The sequence below is a fragment of the Sphingomonas sp. SORGH_AS_0879 genome (assembly GCF_030819175.1).
Lineage (GTDB): Bacteria > Pseudomonadota > Alphaproteobacteria > Sphingomonadales > Sphingomonadaceae > Sphingomonas.
On record NZ_JAUTBJ010000002.1, the window covers coordinates 1,112,117 to 1,132,816 of the forward strand.

Below are 20,700 nucleotides of genomic sequence, written 5' to 3' on the forward strand. Positions count from 1 at the left end.
CTTCGCGGAAGGGGTGAGTGTCGACCCGGCCTTAGCGCGCCGTATCCGGCTTGGGCTTCAGCGCATCGGCCAGTGACGCCGTGGCGCTGCCGCGCTTGGCGGGCAGGGGCTGGGAAGGGTCGGGGGCCCATCCGGTCAGGAAGATCAGGTTGAACTGCTCCGACACGCGCCCGTCGGGATCGGCCAGATCGGCAAAGGCCGCCGCCGCCGCCGCCAGCGCGGCGCGGCCGATCGGGCGACGTTCGGCCAGCATGTTGCTCGCCCCCATGCCGCGCAGATCGCCCAGCAGCCGCCCGAAATCGCGGTAGCGGACCTCCAGCGTCTCGATATCGGCGACGGGCAGGGTGAAGCCCGCGCGCATCAGCAAATCCCCCGCCGACCGGACATCGACCTGCGGGTGCAGCCGCGCGACGGGGCGCTCGGCCTCGGCCACGCGCAGCGCCGCGCGGAGCCGGGGCAGCGAGCCGCCGCCGACGAACGCGCCCAGGAACAGCCCGTCGGGCCGCAGCACCCGCCGGATCAGCGTCAGCGCCCCCGGCAGATCGTCGATCTGGTCGAGCACGCCCGCGCTGACCACCAGGTCGAAGCTGCGGTCGGCGAAGGGCAGGCGATCCTCGTCCCCCTGCACGCCGCCCGCCGCACGGGCAAAGGCGAAGCCGGGGTCCAGCCGCGCCACTTGTGCTCCCGGCGGCGCGGGGAACTGGCCGTCGAAGCACCCCAGGTCCAGGATATGGCGGAACGGTCGCGTGACGGCATCCAGCCGTTCGGCAAGGCCATCGAGCATCGCGGCGCGCAGGAAGTCGTGCGCGGCGAAATCGGGCTGGGCGCGGTCGCGATGGAGGCGGCGGGCGTTACGGTCGAAGATGGTCGGGCTGCTCACCGCCGCGCTTGTGCGCGCTTGTGCGATCGGGAACAAGTCGAACCCGATGGGTGGGCAAGCGAAAGCAACTGGATTCGCGCCGGGCGGGTGGCTGGCCGGGGCGATCCGCTGGGCCTTGCCGCCGCGCTGTCCGGGCTGTGCCGAACCGGTCGAGGCGGATCACCGCTTCTGCGCGGCATGCTGGGGGCGGTTGCGGTTTCTGGACGGGACGGGGTGCGTCCGCTGCGGCCTGCCTCTGCCAGGGGAGCCGGGGCAGCATTGCGGGGCCTGCCTGGCCGATCCGCCGCGCCATGCCGGAATCCATGCCGCCGTCGCCTATGGCCCGATCGCGCGCGAACTGCCGATCCGGCTGAAACATGGTGGCCGGATCGGCGTGGCGGAGACCATGGCCGGGCCGATGGCGCGTCTGGTGCCGCATGATGCGGAACTGCTGGTCCCGGTGCCGCTGCATCGCTGGCGCCTGTGGCGGCGCGGATTCAACCAGGCGGTGTTGATCGGGGAGGGCGTGTCGCGGCGGACCGGCCTTCCCCTGCTGCGGGGCGGGCTGGAGCGGGTGAGGGCGACACCGTTGCTGCGCGGCCTGTCGCCCCGCGAAAGACGAAAGGCCGTGACCTCGGCGTTCCATGTGACCGACCGCGCGGCGGTGAAGGGGCGGCGCATCGTCCTGATCGACGATGTCTATACCACCGGCGCGACAGCGAATGCGTGCGTGCGCGCTTTGCTGGCGGCGGGGGCCGCGTCGGTCGCGATCCTGTGCTGGGCGCGCGTCATCGACGGGGCGGACGATTGACAAGCGCCCCCGCGCGCCACACCTGAGGGGGATGGCAAAGGTCGAAATCTACACCAAGGCGTTCTGTCCCTATTGCACCCGGGCCAAGGCGCTGCTCGCCTCCAAGGGCGTCGAGCCCGAGGAATTTGACATCAGCATGGGCGGCCCCAAGCGCGCCGAGATGATCGAGCGCGCGAACGGACGCACCACCGTGCCGCAGGTCTTCATCGACGGACAGCATATCGGCGGTTCGGACGATCTGGCCGCGCTCGACAAGCGCGGAGGGTTGGACCCGCTCCTGGCCGCATGACGGCGGTCGCGGTTCTTCAGATGACGGCGGGGATCGACCCCGCTGCCAATGCCGACACGCTGGAACGCGCCATCGCCGAGGCGGCGGCGGGGGGCGCGGCGATGCTGTTCACCCCCGAAATGTCGGGACTGATCGATCGCGACAAGGCGCGGGCGGCGGCGCATCTGACCTCCGAAGAGCATGACCCGGTGCTCGCCCGCGTCCGCGCGGCGGCGGCGGCGCATGGCCTGTGGGTCCATCTCGGTTCGCTGGCGGTCAGGCGCGGGGACGGGCGGCTCGCCAATCGAGGCTATGTCATCGATGACCGGGGCGAGGTCCGCGCCCGTTACGACAAGATGCATTTGTTCGATGTCGACCTGCCCAGCGGCGAAAGCTGGCGGGAATCGGCGTCCTATGCGCCGGGCGATCAGGCGGTTGTGGTCGACACGCCGGTCGGGCGGCTGGGCGTCGCCATCTGCTACGACATGCGCTTCCCGGCGCTGTTCGCCGCGCTGACCGAGGCGGGGGCGACGATCCTGTCGGTGCCCGCCGCCTTCACCCGCCCGACCGGTGCGGCGCATTGGCATGTCCTGCTCCGCGCGCGGGCGATCGAGGCGGGCGTGCACCTGATCGCCGCCGCGCAGACCGGCGAGCATCAGGATGGTCGCGCCACCTATGGCCATTCGCTGGTGGTCGGGCCCTGGGGCGAGATGCTGCTGGACATGGGCGAGGCGGCGGGACTGGGCTTCGCGACCCTCGACCTAGCGCAGGTCGATGCGGTGCGGCAGCGCCTGCCCGCGATTCGCCATCGCCGCGCGATCCCGCCGGTGGTGCGGGCATGATCGTCTTCGACCTGCGATGCGGGCACGGCCATGTGTTCGAGGCTTGGTTCGCCTCGTCCAACGCCTATGCCGATCAGCGCGAGGCCGGGCGGGTCGAATGTCCGCTATGCGGCGATCGCCGGATCGAAAAGGCGGTCATGGCCCCGCAGATCGCCGCCAAGGGCAACAGCAAGCCAGACGCGCCCTCGCCACAGGCGATCCGCGCCGCGCTGGAGCAACTGGCGGGCCAGCAGGCGAAGATGCTGGAAAAATCGACCTGGGTCGGCACCGCCTTCGCCGACCAGGCGCGTGCGATGCATGAAGGCACGGCGCCCGTTACGCAAATTCACGGCCAGGCCAGTCTGGCCGAGGCCAAGGCCCTGGTCGAGGAAGGCGTCCCCGTCGCGCCCCTGCCGTTCCCGGTGGTTCCGCCAAAACAGGTCAACTGACGGCGGCGGGCTCCGCCCCGCCAAACCACTCTGGACCCCGCCCCACGACCCGAGTATCACCGCGTCCGCGTGGGGCCCCGTAGCTCAGCAGGATAGAGCATCAGATTCCTAATCTGGGGGCCACTGGTTCGAATCCAGTCGGGGTCACCACGCTCCTGAATCAATGATTTGATGGATGGCGGTGTGATCGGCAGGGCGTCATCCTTGTCGGGGCCGGGACGACGCTGTCGGCGCATCGCGGAGATTTTCGCACGGAACAGCCGTCCAGCGCCAACTCGCCCGGCGATCGCCTTGGGCGTCCGTGCGGTTCCTTGATCGGAATGACACTCCCATAGCGATTTCATCCGGTGCGCCCGATCACCTCGCCCGCGCGAATCGCCTGTCCCTCGACCAGATGGTCGGAAAGCGTCATCCCACGGGGCAGGAACAGGATGATGGTCGAGCCATGTTCGAACCAGCCCATCTCCTCGCCCTTGCCGATCCGGGCGGCACAGGGGCGGCGGCCGGGGCCGTGCTCGCGCAGGGTGCGTTCGGTATCCAGGCAATGGAGGCGGATGCTCGCGACCAGGATGGCGGCGACGGGCACGATCAGCAGGGGGCGTCCCGACACGAGCGTCCGCGCCTCGATCACTGCGCGTTCGTTGCGGCAGAAGAGCCGCTCGACCCGTTTGAGTGCGATCGGGTTCACGTTCCAGCAGTCGCCGGAGAGATAGGTCACGCCTTCCACCGCGATGTCGGTCGGCGCGTGGAAACGGTGATACATGCCCGCCGTCAGCCGCAGCGTGACGAACGATCCGTCGAAAAATCGTTCGACCAGATTTTGGTCCGGGATCAGATCGCCGAGGCGATAGGGAAAGCCCTTCACCTGATAGAGCCGGTCATCCTCGATCCGGCCATGCGCGCCGACCAGCGCGTCGCAGGGGGAGGCGATGGTGTCGGGGTCGGTGTCGAAGGCCCGTGCCCCATCGCGTAAAGGACGAACGAAGCCGTCGCGCAACGATTTGAACCGGGTCGTCCGCGCATCGGACAGATCGACGTTCGCGAAGAATTTCCACAGCGCCAGGCTGGGTTTCGCGACCAGCGGATGTTCGATCCGGGCGATCTTGCCGATCAGTTGCGTCGCGAACCGGCGCGGCAGGCGGTTGGTGACGAGAAAATTAATGTCTTCGTTCAGGAAGAACCGCATGATGGGTCCGCGCATTGTCATGCCTCCGTCATGGGTACGCGGTCAAAGACCGCATGAACCCGATTCTCACTGGCCTGCTGGCCGCCTCCGCCGGTGCGGTCGCCCTGACCAAAGGGCATCGCCGCCTGACCCTGTCGCGCGCCAAGCATCCGGGGCTGGGCGGCCACGTCCGCCTCGCCAAGCGGATCGCGGGGCAGATTCCATTCTATAGCTATGGCGAGGATCGCTTCTTCCGCGTCGATGACGCGCCGGACGCGGTCGCCGGGCAGCGGCGCGCGGGGTTCGAGCGGCTGGGCGGGGTGTTCGCGACGCGATTCGCGAGGACGCTGGCGCTGACCAAGGAGACGCGGTCCGGCCTGTCCGACCTGCAATTCACCGGTGCGTACCGCGTGCCGTTCCAGTTTCGCGAGAAGGTGCGGACGACACTGGCGACGGGGGCGTTTTACGAGCGGTCGGAAGGGCCGATCCTGATCGATCTGGACGGCAACCGGCTGATCGACCTGACCGGCTCCTACGGGGTCAACCTGTTCGGCAACGACTTCTACAAACGGACCATGGCGGAAGGCGCGGCGATAGTCGCCGATCTGGGTGGGGTGCTCGGGTCGTTCCACCCGGTCGTCGCCGACAATGTCCGCCGCCTGACCGAATTGTCGGGGATGGACGAGGTGTCGTTCCACATGTCGGGCACCGAGGCGGTGATGCAGGCGGTGCGCCTCGCCCGCTATCATACCCGCCGCCCGCGTCTGGTGCGCTTCGCGGGGGCCTATCATGGCTGGTGGGGCGAGGTTCAGCCGGGGATCGGCAACCCCATATCCGCCGACCGGACGCTGACCCTGGCCGATATGTCGGAGCGGACGCTGAAGGTGCTGGCGACGCGCAAGGACATCGCGTGCGTGCTGGTCAACCCGCTTCAGGCGATGCACCCCAATGGCTCGGCCCCGTCGGACGGACAGTTGGTCGATGGCGGGCGCAAGGCGGGGGCGGACCTGGCCGCCTATCGCGACTGGCTGCACAAGCTGGCCGAGACGTGCCGCGCCAACGGCATCGTCCTGATCTTCGACGAGGTTTTCATGGGCTTCCGCCTCGCAAAGGGCGGCATGCCGGAATATTTCGGGGTGAAGCCGGATCTGATCACCTATGGCAAGACGCTGGGCGGCGGGTTGCCGGTCGGTGTGCTGTGTGGCCCCGCCCATTTGATGAAGCGCTGGCGTGAGGAGCGGCCCGTGGACATCTGCTTCGCGCGCGGCACCTTCAACTCGCACCCCATGGTCATGGGGGCGATGAACGCCTTTCTCCGGCGGCTGGAGACGCCCGAGGTCGCCGCGCTGTACGAAGGACTGGACGCACGATGGAATGCCCGTGCGGCGATGTTCAACGCGCGGATGGCGGAAGCCGGGCTGGCCCTGTCGGTCGCGCATGTCCAGACGATCTGGACCATCCTCTACTCGGTCGCCTCGCCCTATAACTGGATGCTGCAATATTATCTCCGGGCGGAAGGGCTGGCGTTGAGTTGGGTCGGAACCGGGCGGCTGATCTTCAGCCTCGACATCGACGACACCCTGTTCGCCGAGATTTGCGACCGCTTCGTTGCAGCGGGACAACAGATGCGTGACGATGGCTGGTGGTGGACCTCGCCCGATGCGCCGGGTGACCTGAAGCTGGCGAACAAGGCGATCCGGCGGCGGATCTTGAAGGAGTCGCTGGCGGTAAGGTTGGGGCGGGGAGGGGTTTAAACCCCTTCCTTCTCTTCTTAAGCCCCTCCCGCAGGCGGGAGGGGTTTGGGGAGGGCAGGGTGTCTCACCGAGTTCGGCGCTTGTGGCTTTCCCTCCCCCATCCCCTCCCGCCTGCGGGAGGGGAGCGGCTAGGCGAGAGGTCCGGATGCAAAAGTAGCGGCGGTCCTTCTGGAACCGCCGCCCTATCCGTCAACCCGAAGCTGCGCGTTACGCCGCCTTCAAATCCTCGAAGTCATCGGCATCGTGATGATCCATCCGCTCGCCCTTCATCAGGCGGCGCGGGGCGCTCTTGTACATCTTGAAGTCGTTGAACGGGTCGGTGACGATCTTGGTCGCCCAGACCAGCCCGGTTTCCAGATCGCGCTTCGCCCAAAGCTGCATGACCCGCACCACGATCGCGCTGACGCCCAGGCCCAGCCAGCCGATGCCGACATGGCGCAGATAACCCATGAAGCCTTCGGGATTTTCCAGCGTCCCGAACAGCGTCGGCTGCACGAGCAGCACGAGCGGGATCGCGCCCCATATGCCCATCAGCACATATTTGCGGGTCAGATTGTATCCGACCTTGATCTCTTCCTTATGCTCATGCGTCGCCTTGTTCACATGGTCATAGCCCTTGGGCTCGAAGAAGAAATGGCCCGCCTGGCGGCTGGTCATCGCCACGCCCCAAGCGAGCAGGCTGGCCACCGCCGGGTCGATGAACAGCAGCACATAGGCGGTTAGGAAGGTGCAGGCGCTGACGAAGTGCAGGCTCTGATTGACCAGGCTGTGGTGATAATAACGGTGATCGTCCCACCGCTGTTCGGCGAGTTGCGCGCGGAAACCCGTCATTGGACTTGTCCTTGGAGGGAGGGCTGGCGCTTGGCGAAGCGGACCAGCGAGAAATGGCCGAGCGGGGGCAGGGGGCGGCTTTCGACCAGTTCCACATCGCCGCGCGTCGCGGCCCAGTCGGTATAGCGATGGAACGGGAAGTCGGTGCGGAAGCCCAACCGGCTGGTGATCGGCATCAGCGTCTTTTCGATCCGCCCACGAAGACCGTCGCCCGCGCCGACGCGCGTGGTGATGACGATCTCGCCACCGGGGCGGCAGATGCGGGCGAATTCGTCCAGCGCGCGTTCCGGGTTGGGGACGGCGGTGATGACGTACTGCGCGACCACCACGTCGAAGCTGTTGTCGGCGAATTGCAGCGCCTCGGCGTCGCCATATGCGATCTGTTCGACATGGGTGAGGTTGCCACGCTTCACCCGTTCGCGCGCCTTGTCCAGCATCGGCTCGGACAGGTCGACGCCGACGATGCGGTTGTCGCGCGAATATTGGGGGAGCGAAATGCCGGTGCCGACCCCGACCTCGATGATGCGCCCACCGATCCGCTCGGCGGCGACGATGGCGGCGGAGCGGCCTTGTTTGAAGACGGGGCCGAAGACCAGGTCATAGACAGGCGACCAGCGGTCATAGGCCTTGGTGACGCTGGCGGTACTCATCTGCGTTGCCATCGAAAGGGCATCCCGTAATGCGACGATGCCGTCCCTGTTCGCAGCAGGCGGTGACAATTTCGCGACAAATGCGGCGCTCCCTGCGAGATTTTCGCAATAACGCCATCAATATGTCATCGAAGATGCGCCGATCTGTCGCATTGTTCGTTTATGGGATAGAGTGGCGGCTGCTGTCCTGTGTGGCGCGATAGACTCTTGATCTTTTGCCTAGTCTTTAAAAGGTGGCTTACTGATGCTTGTCGATGCGACGTTTGCATCGGAAGCGCGGCTGTCGTCGCCGACAATCTATGTCGCCGCCAGCCTTCCAATCGTGACCCCTTCCGCGCGCGATTATCGCACGGTGCGTTTTGCCGATAGATAAGCGAAAATTGCTAGGAATCGGCAAATTTCGCCGGATCACAAAAACGTAAACCCCTGAAATCCGGTGTTTTCACTGTGTGGCATGACTAATGCAGTAACTCACATGCCGGGGTGATCCGGCTTCAGGGAGTTACCAACCATGCTACTGACATTGCTGATCGCATCGACCTTGTCCGCCGCCGCGCCGGGCCGTGAGCCCATGGCGTCGCCGACCGTCACCCTGGACACGGTCGCCGTGACGGCGGAAGGCGGCGCGTCGCCCGCCACCGTTTCGGCTTCGACCCGCTATTGCGTCGTCGAGACGCTGACCGGTTCGCACATCCCGACCAAGATCTGCCACACGGCGGACGAATGGATCGCCCGTGAAGGCCAGGTTCCGACCGGCCGCATCGCGCGCCGCTGATCCCCCCTCGAAAACCGGAGAATCCCGATGATGTTCGCTCTGCTCGCCACCGCCGCCGCTCTGTCGGCTCCGTCACCGCGCGACGATGTCGCCAAGCCCGCCCCGGCGCCCGTCGAAGCCGCCGCGCTGCCGACCGCGCCCGCTGCCGCCGCCAAGCCGACCCGCTACTGCTTCCTGAACGTCCAGGAAGATCACATCATGCGCGGCAAGGTCTGCAAGACGCGCAAGCAGTGGTTGTGGAACGGCGTCGATCCGCTCGACTATATCGGCCGCAACAAGTGAGGGGAAAGGGTGGGGGCCGCCCCGGTCGGGCGGCCCCGCCCGTCGTCCGTCAGCCCAGGTCGCGGGCGTAGATGTTATAGGTCTTGTTGATGTCGCTCTTGATGGTCTCGGCGATCGAGCGCATCCCCTGATTGTCGTCGAGGATCCAGCCGATCTCGCCGCGCGACGCGCCGTAACGCTGGATCGAGGCGCGGCGGATATATTCGATCATCATGAAGGCAAGCTGGCTCGCCATGCGCGACGACTGGAGTTCCTTGACCACGCCCATCAGGGGCACGCGCATCGTCCGCACCTTGGGCGCGCGCAGCCACAGCAGCAGCTTGGCCCAGCCGAAGGGGAGCAGGCTGCCCTTGAGCGGCTTGATCGCCTCGTTCAGGTCGGGGAGCGTGATCATGAACGCCACCGGCTTGCCGTCCAGCTCGGCGATGCGGATCAGGTCGTTGAATACGATCGGCTTCAGCTTGACGCCGACATCCACGATTTCGGGCGGGGTGATGGGGACATAGCCCCAATTGTCCGCCCAGCTATCGTTGAAGATGCCCAGGATGATCGCCGCTTCCTCATCGAATTTGGCCTTGTTGACTTCCCGGATGCGGATGCGGGCATTCTTTTCGCCCGACTGGATGATCCGCTGGACGATCGGCGGAAATTCCTGCGTGATGTCCAGCTCATAGGTGAAGAGCTGCTTGATGACGCCGTAACCCGCCGCCTCGATCCAGCCCTGATATTCGGGCCGCGCATGGCCCATCATGATGGTCGGGTCCTGATTGAACCCCTGGACCAGCAGGCCGGGCTCTTCCCACACCGACTGCGACACCGGACCGATCGCGCGGGTCATGCCCTGTTCGCGCAGCCAGCCCTCAGCAGTGGACAGCAGCGCCCTGAACACGTCCTCGCTGACCGCGTCCATCAGGCCCCAGAAGCCGACGCCCGGCCCGAAGCCCTTCGACGGGTCCATCTCCAGTGCCAGCGTGTCGAGATGCGCGGAGATGCGCCCGACGACCTTGCCATTCTCCTCCGCCAGGAAAAGCTGCGCCTTGGCATGGCTGTACCAGCCATTCTTCTCCGGCGTGATCAGGCCCAGCGCCTCGCCCTTCAGCGGCGGAACCCAGTGCGGATCGTCCGCGTACAGGCCGAAGGGAAAGTCCACGAAGGTCTTGCGATCGCCCTTGGTGACGACCGGGCGGATGGAGAGCAGCATAGGCGGACGGTCCAGCGATGGATATGAAAGTCGTTTCCTAACCGTCTTGGTCGATCATAGCGAGTGAGAGGATTCCGTCATTCGTCGCCGTGGGAATGCCACCGTGTCGCCATTATATGGGGGCAAAGGATAGAGTTATGGAATCGACGCTTTCTTTCGAACGCGGCCCCGGTGCCGCCGCCGTCCCACGCCAGGCGCGCCTGCCGATCGCCGACGACAAGGCGATGCTGCGCGCCGCCGCCGAAATGACGCGCGACCTGATCGCGCCGAAACCCGGGCTCTATTGGGCGGACATGGCGGGCAGTGCGCTGGTCGGCTATGCCGCGCTTGCCGTGGCGGTGACGGCGTCTTCGACCGGCGTGATCGTGGTGGCGTCGGTGGTCGCGGTGCTGGCGCTGTACCGTGCTCTGCTGTTCATCCATGAGGTCAGCCATATGAAGCATTCGGCGCTGCCGGGCTTCCGGACCGGCTGGAACGCGCTGGTCGGCGTGCCGCTGCTGACGCCCGCCTTCATGTATGATGGGGTGCATAATCTGCACCATGCCAAGACGCGCTATGGCACCGCCGACGATCCCGAATATCTGCCGCTGGCACTGATGAAGCCGTGGACGCTGCCGGTGTTCATCCTGGTATCGGCGCTGGCGCCGCTGGGGCTGCTGATCCGGTTCGCGATCCTGTCGCCTTTGTCCTGGGTGATTCCGGGGCTGCGCAAAATGGTGGTCGAGCGTTATTCGGCGCTGGCGATCAACCCGCAATTCCGCCGCCGCATGCCCGAGGGCGAGGCGCTGGTGCGGTTCAACCGGACCGACGCGGCGGCGTCGATCTGGGCGATCGCGCTGGTGGCGATGGTCGCGACGGGGATCATCTCGCTGCGTGGCTTCGGTATCGGTTTCGCGATCGGCTCGGCGGTTGCGGTGCTCAATCAGGTCCGCACGCTGGTCGCGCATCTCTGGGAGAATGAGGGCGAGCAGATGACGGTGACCGCCCAGTATCTGGATTCGGTCAACGTGCCGCCGCCCGCGCTGTTGCCGGGCCTGTGGGCGCCGGTCGGTCTGCGTTACCATGCATTGCACCACCTGCTGCCGTCGCTGCCCTATCATTCGCTGGGCGAGGCGCATCGGCGGATCAGCGCGGCGCTGGAACCGGATTCGCCCTATCACAAGGCGAGCTACAAGGGGCTACCGGGGCTGGTGGCGAAGATCGGTCTGAGCACGATCCGTCGGGGGAAATAAGGTTTCGGTGCTGGGCGAAGGAGGGCGTGCGCTTCGACTTCGCTCAGCGTGAACGGGCGGTGGAGATTATGACACCCCCTCCAAACCTCCGTTCAGCCTGAGCGAGGTCGAAGGCCAAGGAACTCCGCTCGCCAGGCTGCATGCCTAGGGCGTGCACTTCGACTTCGCTCAGTGCGAACGGAGGTGGGGGTCTTCGGAGGTAAGTGGGGTTACTCCTCCGTCCGGAACAGCACCGCCTCGCCGATCAGGAAGAACAGCAATATGGGCGCCCAAGCCGCGAGGAACGGGGGGTAGGCCCCAAGGTCGCCCATCGCCATCGAGAAATTGTCCGCGACGAAATAGGCGAAGCCCAGCGCCATGCCGATCACCGCGCGGACGAACAGCTTGCCCGAGCGCGCGATACCGAAGGCCGCGACCGCGCCCAGCAGCGGCATCAACACCGCCGACATCGGCGCGGACAGCTTGTGCCAGAGCGATCCCTCGAGCGACTTGGTCGGACGGCCCGCCTCGCGCAGATCGTCGATCGCGTTCGACAGCGCGCGGAAAGACAGACTGTCGGCATTGACGCTGGCCAGCGTCAGTTGCTCGGGCGTCACGCCGCGCCCGATGACCAGCGAGGGGATATCGGTCAGCTTGCCCGATGCCACCTCGAACCGGGTCGCGGGGCCGATCCGCCAGCCATCGCCGGCACGCTGTCCGCGCGGGGCCCGTACGATCGCCTGGAGGTTGCCGCCGCTGCGGTCGTAGAGCGTCACACCGCCCAGTTGCGTTCTCGGCCCTCGTCCCTGGATCAGGTCGACCGAGATCAGGTCGTCGCCGTCGCGCACCCACACATTGGCCCGGTCGCCGCTGTCGATGGGCAGCGGGCCATATTCGACCTTCTGCCAGGCGCTCAACGTCGCGCTGGCACGCGGCACGATCCGGTCGTTGAAGGCGAAGCTCAGCACCGCGACGCCCGCGCTGGCGATCAGCAGCGGCGCCAGCACCTGATGCGCCGACATGCCCGCCGCCTTCAGCGCGATGACCTCCGAATTCTGGTTCATGGTGAAGAAGGTCAGGATCGTGCCCAGCAGCACCGAGAAGGGCAGCAGAAAGGATATGATCTGCGGCGCACGCAGCGAGACATAGCGCCACACCTGCGCCTGCCCGTTGCCGGGGGCCGCCAGCACCGCGCCGGATTCGCTCAGCACGTCGAGCGTCTGGAGCACCAGCGCCACCGCGAACAGGATCGCGAAGGTGCGGATCAGGAACATCTTCGCCATGTAGATGGCGATGGTCCGCGACGGGAAGATGTTGGACAGGGTCATGCCGCCTGTCCCTTCTTGCGGCGGCGGCCGGGAAGCCAGCGGCCGATCGCCTTGGCCAGCTTCGCCACGCCCCGCTCCAGCGCGCCGATCGGCTGGCCGCCGGGTACATAGGCGGTCACATAATACATCCAGAGCACCAATCCGGCGAAGACGGTGAACGGCCCCCAGAGCGCCAGCGCGGGATTGACCCGGCCCAGCGCGCCGATATCGGCGGCATATTGGTTCACCTTGAAATAGGTGACGAGCATGACGATCGACAGGAAGACGCCGAGCGCAGAGGTCGATCGCTTGGGCGGGATGCCCAGCGATACCGCCAGCAGCGGCAACAGGAACATCGTCACCACCTCGACCACGCGGAAGTGGAATTCGGCACGGCTCCCGGCACGGGCCTCCGCGCTTTGCGCCTCCTGGCCGTGGCGGGCGAGCTCGGGCAGGGTGAACTCCAGGTCACGGCCCCCGCGTTGACGGAAATTGTCGAACTTGGGCAGGTCGATCGGCAGGTCATGACTGGAGAAGGTCAGGACGCGCGGCGCCTTGAACTCGGGCCGGTTGTGGATCAGCGTGCCGTTGGTCAGGCGGAAGATGATGACGTTGGGATCGTCGGTCGCCAGGAAGCGCCCGCGCTCCGCCGTCACGCCGATCCAGTCGCCCTTGGACGTGTTGGCATGGACGAAGATGCCCGACAGGTCGCGCCCGCTGTCGCGGCTCTCCTCGATGCGCAGCGTCATGCGGTCGCCCAGATGGGTGAACTCGCCCACCTTGATCGACGCGCCCAGCGCGCCGGTGCGCAGCTCGTAGCGCAGCCCTTCGTAATAATAGCGCGCGACAGGCTGGATATAGCCGACGATAGCCAGGTTCAGCGCGGCCAGCACGATCGCGTACATATACGGCACGCGCAGCAGCCGGGTATAGCTCATGCCCACGCCGCGCATCACGTCCAGCTCGGACGAGGTGGCGAGGCGGCGAAAGGCGAGCAGGATGCCCAGCATCAGCCCGATCGGAATGCCCAGCCCCAGATATTCGGGCAGCAGGTTGGCGAGCATCCGCCACACCACGCTGATCGGCCCGCCCTCGGTCGCGACGAATTCGAACAGGCGGCGGATGCGATCGAGCACCAGCAGCATCGCCGAGATGAGCAGCGTCGCGAACAACGGCAACGCGATCAGCCGGGCCATGTAGCGATCGATCGACTTCATGCGGGGGACTTCATGCGGGGAACATCACTCGCGCGATAAAACGGCCATGGCTATACGAGGGCGGGCAAGGCGCGTCACCCCTTGTTTGCGGTTCGGGATTTTCGTGAAGGATTAGGGTGGGTTCGGTCGGATCGAGCCGGAAATGGCAATGGCGGGATGAGCGCTTCGACTTCGCTCAGCGCGAACGGAGGTGCCGGGTGATCCTCACCCTCCGTTCAGCCTGAGCGAAGTCGAAGGCCACGTCCGAACGCCCGGCCCCGAACCGCTCAAGCCGCCGCGCAAACCGGCCCTTCCGCCACCCGCTTCAACGCCGCCGCCAGCGCGCGTTCCAGCCCGGCCAGGGTGAACGGCTTGCGCAGAACCTCATGCCCCTCGAACCCCGTCGCCTGCGCATCGCCCGCAAAGCCGGTGACGAACAGAACGGCGATATCGGGATGACGCGGACGCAGGGTCGCGATCATCTCCGGCCCGGTCATGTGCGGCATCAGCACGTCGGACACGATCAGGCGGATACCGGGGTGCCGCGCAAGCAATCCTTCCGCCTCGCGCGGGTCGCTACAGGCGACCGGGTCGTGGCCGAGTTCCCGCAACGCCCCCATCGTCGCGGCAAGCACGCGGGGATCGTCCTCGACCAGCAGGATGCGGAGCGCCTCCAGCCCCTGCGGTGACGGCGTCGCACTGGCCGCTTCGACGGGCGTAGGGGCCGCCGCCGCGACATGGCGGGGAAAATAGAGGCTGACCGTCGTACCCGCGCCGGGTGCGGTGCGGACCATGACATCGCCGCCCATCTGACCGACCAGCCCGAAAATCTGGCTGAGACCCAGCCCCGTGCCCTTGCCTGCGGGCTTGGTCGTGAAGAAAGGCTCGAACACGCGCTCGGCGACCTCCGGGGTCATGCCAGCGCCCGTATCGGTGACCGACAGCATGACATAATCGCCCGCCGCAGCGCGGGGCAGGGTGTCGGTATCGACCCGGGTTTCGGCGGTGCGGATCGTCAGTTCGCCGCGCCCGTCCATCGCGTCGCGCGCGTTGACCGCCAGATTCAGTATCGCATTTTCCACCTGGACCCGGTCGCCGAACATCGCCCACTCGCTGGTTGCGTCCTCCACCGTCACCTTCACCCCGTCGCCCAGCGTCCGGTCGAGCAGGTCGCGCATCCCGCTGACCAATTGGCGCGGGGCCAGCGCCTCGGGGGTGAGCGCCTCCTCGCGGCTGAACATCAGGAGGCGGCGGGTCAGCGCGGCGGCGCGGTGCGCGCCTTCGGTCGCGCTGTCGAGGTGGCGCAGGCTGACCTCACGGTCCTCGGCGCGGCGCGCCAGTTCCAGCCCGCCCAGCACGACCGCCAGCATATTGTTGAAATCATGCGCGATCCCGCCGGTCAACTGACCCAGCGCATCCATCTTCTGGATCTGGCGCAGCTTGGCTTCCTGCACCTTCAGTTCTTCGGTCGCAGTCTCGACGGCGGCGGCAAGTTCCTCGGCACGGGCGCGTTCGGCCCAGGCCTCGGCGCGCGCCTCCGCCCGCTCGCCCACCGTGCGGAACATCAGCCAGCCGAGCAGGATCGCGCCGAGCGCCAGCGCGATGCCGAAGATCACCAATCCCCCGGCGATGCGGTTGGAATGCAGCACCGTCTCCTGCGCCGCCGTGCTGCGCTGGTCGAGCAGGACCCGTTCCCCCTCGATCAGGGCGGTGAGCAGCCGGTTGATCTGCAACAGCGCCTCGGCCTGTCGCGCCTGGTAATAAAGGCCGTAAGCCTGACGGTTGCGATGATAGGTCGTCGACAGCGCGATGACCGACAGTTCCTCGCCGCGCGCCTCATAGGCCTTGCGCAATTGCTCGACGCGCCGTTGCTGGTTCGCTTCCTCGATCAGGATATCCAGCCGTTCGAGTTGCGCGCGCGCCAGATTCCATTCGTCGACGTAAAGCTGGCCCAGCTTGCTGTCGCCCGAGATGACATAGCGGCCCAGCGAGGCCTCCGACCGGGCGATCGTGCCCGCCAGGGTGCGGGCGAGGATCATCACCTCGTAACTGTGCCGCTGCCGCTCCAGCGCGCGGTCGCGCTCGCGATTGGCGTGGCCCAGCGTCACGATCAGCATGGCCAGCGTCACCGCACCGGCCAAGGCCATCGCGATCAGGGCAAAGGCCCGCCAGCGGCCGACCTTTCCGAGATTATCCTGCTCGATCACGGCCGTTACGCTATCCCAGCCACCGGATAATGCAAAGCCGGGCGCGACCGGGCGATCAGGCGATGACGCCGACCGCCCGCCCCGCCGCACCGAACATGCCCAACACCGTCTCGATCTGGGCGGGCGTGTGCTCGGCGCAGATGGAGCAGCGCAACAGGAAGGTGCCCGCCGGAGTCGCGGGCGGTCGCGCCATGTTGACATAGAGCCCGCCGTCGAGCAGCGCCTGCCACATCATCGCGGCCTGTTCCTGATCCTCCAGGATTACCGCGACGATCGCGCTGTCGCAATTCTCGGTGCCCAGCTTGAATCCCATCGCCTTCAACCCGCCATGCAGCGCACGGGCGTTGGACCAGAGCCGTTCGCGCTTCTCATGCGCGGTCATCAGCTTGCGAATGGAGGTCGTCGCGGTCGCCACCACCGAGGGGGGCAGCGAGGCGGTGAAGATGTACGGACGGCACGCCAGGCGCACCGCCTCGAACTTCGGATGGTTGGACACGACGAAGCCGCCGACCGTGCCGACCGACTTGGAGAAGGTGCCGACGACGAAATCGACTTGGCCTTCCAGCCCCTGCGCCTCGTACACGCCGCGCCCGTGGGGGCCGAAAAAGCCCATCGAATGCGCTTCGTCGACCAGCACCATCGCGCCGTGCTTCTTGGCGACCGCGACCATCTCCTTCAACGGGGCGATGTCGCCCAGCATCGAATAGACGCCCTCCAGCACCACCAGCTTGGCGGGCTCCTTGGGAAGCCGGCCCAGCCGCTTGTCGAGATCCTCGACCGAATTGTGGCGGAAGCGGACGATCTCGGCATTGCCCTGCTGGCAGCCGTCATAGATGGACGCATGGCTGTCGGCGTCGAGGATGACATACTCACCCTTGCCCGCCAGCGTCGAGATGATGCCGAGATTCGCCATGTACCCGGTCGAAAAGACGATCGCGCCGGTCGTGCCGTAGAAATCGCGCAGCGCCTGTTCGACTTCCATATGGTCATGGAAGGTGCCGTTGAGCATCCGGCTGCCGTTCGTGCCCGAGCCGAACTTCTCCAGCGCTTCCTTGCCCGCCGCGATGACGTCGGCGTCGAAGGTCATGCCCATATAATTATAGGTGCCGAGCAGGATCGTGTCCTTGCCCCGGATCACCGCCTCGGTCGGCGACTTCACCTGTTCCATCACGATCGCGAAGGGATCGGTGACGCCCGAGTCGAGCAGCTTCTGCCGCTCGGCGATCAGGCCGTCGAACTTGGAGAGCAGGTCGTGCTCGGGGGCAACTTCCTGCGCTTCGGCGGGCAGGGCATGGGGCTGGGCAGCGGCTTCGGTCATGTCGGTGTCCGTTTGAAGGCGATCAGGCTTGCTTGAGCTTTTCGACCGCGTCGACCAATTGGCCGACATTCTCGATCTCGGCCTGCATGTTCATCGTGATGATGATCTCGAACTCGTCCTCGATCGCGGCGACGAAGTCCATCACGGTCAGGCTGTCCCACTCCAGGTCGCCCTGGAAGGTCGTCGCCTCGGTCAGCGTGACGCCCTTCTTGTTGAAGGGCGCGATCTGGGCCGCGACGGTGTCGAAAATGGCTTGGCGGTCGCTCATGATGATCCTTTCGAAGGGGCCAGTGGCACCCAAATGCGGCGGCTTTTCGACCGCGCCCATGTCGCTGCTATAGCAAGCCGTTGGCGCGATACCACCGTGCCGTGTCGGCAAGCCCCTTGGCGAGCGTTATGGCGGGTTCCCACATCGCCGGATCGGGCCGTTTGGCCGGGTCCGCGGTCCAGTCGGGATGGCAGAGATAGCCGACGCGGTCGGGCGTCAGCTTGGCCGCATGGCCCCGAAACGTTCGATCGATTTTTGCGCCCAGGCTCAGCAGGCCTTTGGGCAGATGCAGCGTCATCACCCGCCGCCCCACCGCCGCGCCCATGGCTTGGGCGAGTTCGGCATGGGTCAGTACCTGACCGTCATCGACCTCCATTACGCTGCGCGGGCCATCAGCGGCGACCAGCGTGGTCAGCAATCGCGCGAAATCCTCGACCGCGATCAGCGACAACCTGCCCGGCGGCGGCATGAGGGCGAGGCCCAGCTTGGCGGTGCGGAACACGTCCAGCCATTCGGTGTCGTGCGGGCCGTAGATTCCGCTGGGCCGCACGATCGTCCAGTCGAGGCCGCTGTCCGTTACGACATCCTCGGCCTGGCGCTTGGACCAGCCATAGACCGACAGGTCGGGCTCGCGCGCCGATAGCGAGGAGACATGGACGAAGCGCCGGATGCCCGCGGCCTTCGCCGCCTCGACCATCGCGCGGGTGCCGTCGATATTGCCCGCGACGAAGCCTTCGCGGTCGGGCGCGTTCACCACGCCCGCGATGTGCAGCACCGCGTCGGCCCCCTCGACCAGCGTGGCGAGGCTTTCCGGCTTGTCGAGCGCGCCCGCGATCCAGGTGATCCCGGCGCGCGACGGCTGCGCACGGCGGGTCAACGCGCGCAACGACAGCCCCGAACCGGCGGCGCGATCCACCACCGCGCGACCGACAAAGCCGGTCGCTCCCGTCACGGCGACGATCATAGCAGGGCCAGATGATTGCGATGGATCAGCGCGGCGCGGGGCGCATGGCCCAATATCTCGGCCTGCTGGTCCGAGCGTGTGCCGATCAAGGCGCGCGCCTCGGTCGAATCATATTCGCTGAGGCCGCGTGCGATCGTGCCGTTCGGTCCCTCGACGGTCACGAGGTCACCGCGCGCGAAATGCCCCTGCACGGCGGTGGCGCCCGCCGCGAGCAGGCTGTTGCCCTCGGCCAGCGCCTTGGCCGCGCCCGCATCGACGGTGATCGCGCCACGTGCGGTCAGGCCCCCCGCCAGCCACGCCTTGCGGGCGGGGGCGCTCTTTTCGGCGACGAACAGGGTGTGGCGCGCTGGCGTCGACAGCGGATGGTCAACCCGGCCCGATGCGATGGCGAGATGCGCGCCCGCGCTGACCGCGATGCGCGCGGCGGCGATCTTCGACACCATGCCGCCCGATCCCATGCCAGAGGCCGAGCCGCCATCCGCCATGCCGCTGACCGCGTCGATCCGCTCGACCCGTTCGATATGGCGCGCGGCCGGGTTGGTGTGCGGGTTGGCGTCGTACAGCCCGTCCACGTCGGACAGCAGCAGCACGCCGTTCGCCGCCGCCGCCTGGCCCACCCGCGCCGCCAACCGGTCATTGTCGCCGAAGCGGATTTCTTCCGTGGCGACGCTGTCATTCTCGTTGATGACCGGCACCACGCCCAGGCCGAGCAGCCGTCCCAGCGTCGCGGCGGCGTTCAGATAGCGGCGGCGATCCTCCAGATCGTCGAGCGTCACCAGCATCTGCGCGGCGGTCAACCCTTGCGCGTGGAGCAGTTCGGCCCAAGCCTGGCTGAGCGCGATCTGTCCGGTCGCGGCGGCGGCCTGCGCATCCTCCAGGCTGGCCCGCCCGCCTTTGGGCAGGCCCAGCCGCCGCGCGCCCAGGGCGATGGCACCGGAGGAGACGATCGCGATCTGCTGGCCCTGCCGCACGCGCGCGGCGATGTCGGCGACCAGCCCGGTCAGCCAGTCGCGACGGACCTCGCCCTCGGGCGTGACGAGGAGCGCGGAGCCGACCTTGACGATCAGCCGCTGGCAGGAGGTAGGAGGGAAGATCATTGGGGGGCTTTTAGGATTGATCGGTGGTGAGGGTCTCTGCCAGGCGTCTTTCCCTCCCCCATCCCCTCCCGCTTGCGGGAGGGGCGTGCTTGGGGCGAGCGGTCTGCCAAGAATCGCTCCCCTCCCGCAGGCGGGAGGGGATGGGGGAGGGCCGGGTGTCTCACCGAGCCCGCCGCCCGATATCTCAGGACAGCGGCGACCATGTGATCTCGTCCTCGCCCTCGTCGCCTTCGGGCACCGCATCCGGCCCCGGCCCGATCGCCTCGAGCAGCTTGTCGAGCACCCAGTCCACACCGATCCCCGCCGCACCCGATAGCGGGATCACATCCGCACCGCTCGCCTCGGCCAGTTCGGCCGACAGCGCCTCGATCAGTTCGTCGTCCAGCGTGTCGATCTTGTTGAGCGCGATGATATGCGGCTTGTCGACCAGCCCCGCGCCGTAAGCCTCCAGTTCGTCGCGGACGATGCGATAGCTTTCCGCTACGTCCGCGTCATTGGCATCGACCAGGTGCAGCAGTACCCGGCACCGCTCGATATGGCCGAGGAACCGGTCGCCGATCCCCGCGCCGTCCGCCGCGCCTTCGATCAGGCCGGGGATGTCGGCGACGACGAACTCGCGCTGGTGATGCCGCACCACGCCCAGTTGCGGCCGGGTGGTGGTGAAGGCATAGGCGCCGACCTTCGCCTGTGCATTGGTGACCGCGTTGATGAAGGTCGACTTGCCCGCATTGGGCAGGCCGACCAGACCCGCATCCGCCAGCAGCTTCAACCGCAGCCAGACCCATGCCTCTTCGCAGGGCCAGCCGGTGCCGTGCTGGCGCGGGGTGCGGTTGGTCGAGGTCTTGTAGCTGGCATTGCCGCGCCCGCCATCGCCGCCGCGCAGGAACACGACACGCTGGCCGACCTTGGTGAAGTCGAGCAGCACCTCCTCCTTGTCTTCGGACAGGACCTGCGTGCCGACGGGCACCTTGATGACCAGATCGTCGCCGCCCGCGCCCGTGCGGTTGGAGCCCGAACCGCCGGAACCACGCGGCGCCCGGAAATGCTGGGTGTAGCGGAAGTCGATCAGCGTGTTCAGCCCGGCGACCGCCTCGAAGATGATGTCGCCGCCCTTGCCGCCATTGCCGCCGTCGGGGCCGCCATATTCGATGTATTTTTCACGCCGAAAGGACACGGCGCCGGGGCCGCCCGTGCCGGAGCGGACGAAAATCTTGGCCTGATCGAGAAAATGCATGGCGCCGCCTTTACCCTTGACCGCGGCGACTG

Annotated in this window: 21 protein-coding genes and 1 tRNA gene; 9 read left to right on the plus strand and 13 right to left on the minus strand. The window is 66.9% G+C overall.

The window, feature by feature from the left end; all coding sequences use genetic code 11:
• Positions 1-31 precede the first annotated feature (31 nt).
• Positions 32-880 carry a class I SAM-dependent methyltransferase gene (locus QE379_RS05925; protein ID WP_306998781.1) on the minus strand — a complete coding sequence of 283 codons (849 nt, stop codon included), beginning with the start codon at positions 878-880 and terminating at the stop codon, positions 32-34.
• On the opposite strand from QE379_RS05925, the gene QE379_RS05930 reads away from it, so the two are divergent.
• The 5 genes from QE379_RS05930 (at position 864) to QE379_RS05950 (ending at position 3,358) form a co-directional block, all read left to right on the plus strand.
• Positions 864-1,670: a ComF family protein gene (locus tag QE379_RS05930; protein ID WP_306998783.1), complete on the plus strand. Its 807-nt coding sequence runs from the start codon at positions 864-866 to the stop codon at positions 1,668-1,670. The two genes, QE379_RS05925 and QE379_RS05930, sit on opposite strands and share 17 nt — an antisense overlap.
• Positions 1,671-1,701: 31 nt before the next feature.
• A complete protein-coding gene (gene grxC / locus QE379_RS05935; protein ID WP_267435703.1) occupies positions 1,702-1,959 on the plus strand; it encodes a glutaredoxin 3 in 258 nt (85 codons plus the stop codon).
• On the plus strand, positions 1,956-2,780 hold the full coding sequence (locus QE379_RS05940; protein ID WP_306998785.1) for a carbon-nitrogen hydrolase family protein: 825 nt from the start codon (positions 1,956-1,958) through the stop codon (positions 2,778-2,780). The genes grxC and QE379_RS05940 overlap by 4 nt, the downstream gene beginning before the upstream one ends.
• Positions 2,777-3,208, plus strand: a complete 432-nt coding sequence (locus QE379_RS05945) for a DUF1178 family protein (RefSeq protein WP_306998787.1) — start codon at positions 2,777-2,779, stop codon at positions 3,206-3,208. Before QE379_RS05940 ends, QE379_RS05945 begins: the two co-directional genes overlap by 4 nt.
• A gap of 73 nt (positions 3,209-3,281) precedes the next feature.
• Positions 3,282-3,358 (plus strand) — tRNA-Arg (locus QE379_RS05950).
• A gap of 190 nt (positions 3,359-3,548) precedes the next feature.
• On the opposite strand, the gene asd is transcribed toward QE379_RS05950, so the two are convergent.
• Positions 3,549-4,409: an archaetidylserine decarboxylase gene (asd, locus tag QE379_RS05955; RefSeq protein WP_306998789.1), complete on the minus strand. Its 861-nt coding sequence runs from the start codon at positions 4,407-4,409 to the stop codon at positions 3,549-3,551.
• 38 nt (positions 4,410-4,447) lie between these two features.
• On the opposite strand from asd, the gene QE379_RS05960 reads away from it, so the two are divergent.
• Positions 4,448-6,127, plus strand: a complete 1,680-nt coding sequence (locus tag QE379_RS05960; protein WP_306998791.1) for an aminotransferase class III-fold pyridoxal phosphate-dependent enzyme — start codon at positions 4,448-4,450, stop codon at positions 6,125-6,127.
• Positions 6,128-6,334: 207 nt separating this feature from the next.
• On the opposite strand, the gene QE379_RS05965 is transcribed toward QE379_RS05960, so the two are convergent.
• Positions 6,335-6,958, minus strand: a complete 624-nt coding sequence (locus QE379_RS05965; RefSeq protein ID WP_306998793.1) for a hypothetical protein — start codon at positions 6,956-6,958, stop codon at positions 6,335-6,337.
• On the minus strand, positions 6,955-7,608 hold the full coding sequence (locus tag QE379_RS05970; protein ID WP_306998795.1) for a class I SAM-dependent methyltransferase: 654 nt from the start codon (positions 7,606-7,608) through the stop codon (positions 6,955-6,957). The genes QE379_RS05965 and QE379_RS05970 overlap by 4 nt, the downstream gene beginning before the upstream one ends.
• A 511-nt stretch (positions 7,609-8,119) precedes the next feature.
• Here QE379_RS05970 and QE379_RS05975 point away from each other — a divergent pair.
• Positions 8,120-8,383: a hypothetical protein gene (locus QE379_RS05975; RefSeq protein WP_306998797.1), complete on the plus strand. Its 264-nt coding sequence runs from the start codon at positions 8,120-8,122 to the stop codon at positions 8,381-8,383.
• Positions 8,384-8,410: 27 nt separating this feature from the next.
• Positions 8,411-8,665, plus strand: coding sequence for a hypothetical protein (locus tag QE379_RS05980; protein ID WP_306998800.1), 255 nt, complete (start codon positions 8,411-8,413; stop codon positions 8,663-8,665).
• A gap of 49 nt (positions 8,666-8,714) precedes the next feature.
• Here QE379_RS05980 and QE379_RS05985 read toward each other — a convergent pair whose 3' ends face one another.
• Positions 8,715-9,866: an N-acetyltransferase gene (locus QE379_RS05985; RefSeq protein ID WP_306998802.1), complete on the minus strand. Its 1,152-nt coding sequence runs from the start codon at positions 9,864-9,866 to the stop codon at positions 8,715-8,717.
• Between the two features lie 137 nt (positions 9,867-10,003).
• Between QE379_RS05985 and QE379_RS05990 the strand changes: the two genes are divergently transcribed.
• Positions 10,004-11,098 (plus strand): fatty acid desaturase, encoded by a 1,095-nt coding sequence (locus tag QE379_RS05990; RefSeq protein ID WP_306998804.1) that lies wholly within the window; start codon positions 10,004-10,006, stop codon positions 11,096-11,098.
• Between the two features lie 209 nt (positions 11,099-11,307).
• On the opposite strand, the gene lptG is transcribed toward QE379_RS05990, so the two are convergent.
• The 8 genes from lptG to obgE form a co-directional block, all read right to left on the minus strand.
• Positions 11,308-12,405 carry an LPS export ABC transporter permease LptG gene (gene lptG / locus QE379_RS05995; protein ID WP_306998806.1) on the minus strand — a complete coding sequence of 366 codons (1,098 nt, stop codon included), beginning with the start codon at positions 12,403-12,405 and terminating at the stop codon, positions 11,308-11,310.
• Complete coding sequence (gene lptF, locus QE379_RS06000) at positions 12,402-13,601, minus strand: LPS export ABC transporter permease LptF (RefSeq protein WP_306998808.1); 1,200 nt, start codon at positions 13,599-13,601, stop codon at positions 12,402-12,404. The genes lptG and lptF overlap by 4 nt, the downstream gene beginning before the upstream one ends.
• A gap of 266 nt (positions 13,602-13,867) precedes the next feature.
• Entirely contained in the window at positions 13,868-15,727 is a 1,860-nt protein-coding gene (locus QE379_RS06005) for an ATP-binding protein (protein WP_373461843.1), read from the minus strand.
• 115 nt (positions 15,728-15,842) lie between these two features.
• A complete protein-coding gene (locus QE379_RS06010; protein ID WP_306998813.1) occupies positions 15,843-17,105 on the minus strand; it encodes an aminotransferase class I/II-fold pyridoxal phosphate-dependent enzyme in 1,263 nt (420 codons plus the stop codon).
• Positions 17,106-17,127: 22 nt separating this feature from the next.
• Positions 17,128-17,373, minus strand: a complete 246-nt coding sequence (locus tag QE379_RS06015) for an acyl carrier protein (protein WP_306998816.1) — start codon at positions 17,371-17,373, stop codon at positions 17,128-17,130.
• A 67-nt stretch (positions 17,374-17,440) separates the two neighbouring features.
• Positions 17,441-18,337 carry an SDR family oxidoreductase gene (locus QE379_RS06020; RefSeq protein ID WP_306998818.1) on the minus strand — a complete coding sequence of 299 codons (897 nt, stop codon included), beginning with the start codon at positions 18,335-18,337 and terminating at the stop codon, positions 17,441-17,443.
• Positions 18,334-19,434 (minus strand): glutamate 5-kinase, encoded by a 1,101-nt coding sequence (gene proB / locus QE379_RS06025; protein ID WP_306998820.1) that lies wholly within the window; start codon positions 19,432-19,434, stop codon positions 18,334-18,336. Before proB ends, QE379_RS06020 begins: the two co-directional genes overlap by 4 nt.
• A gap of 184 nt (positions 19,435-19,618) precedes the next feature.
• On the minus strand, positions 19,619-20,668 hold the full coding sequence (obgE, locus tag QE379_RS06030) for a GTPase ObgE (protein ID WP_306998822.1): 1,050 nt from the start codon (positions 20,666-20,668) through the stop codon (positions 19,619-19,621).
• Between the last annotated feature and the right edge of the window lie 32 nt (positions 20,669-20,700).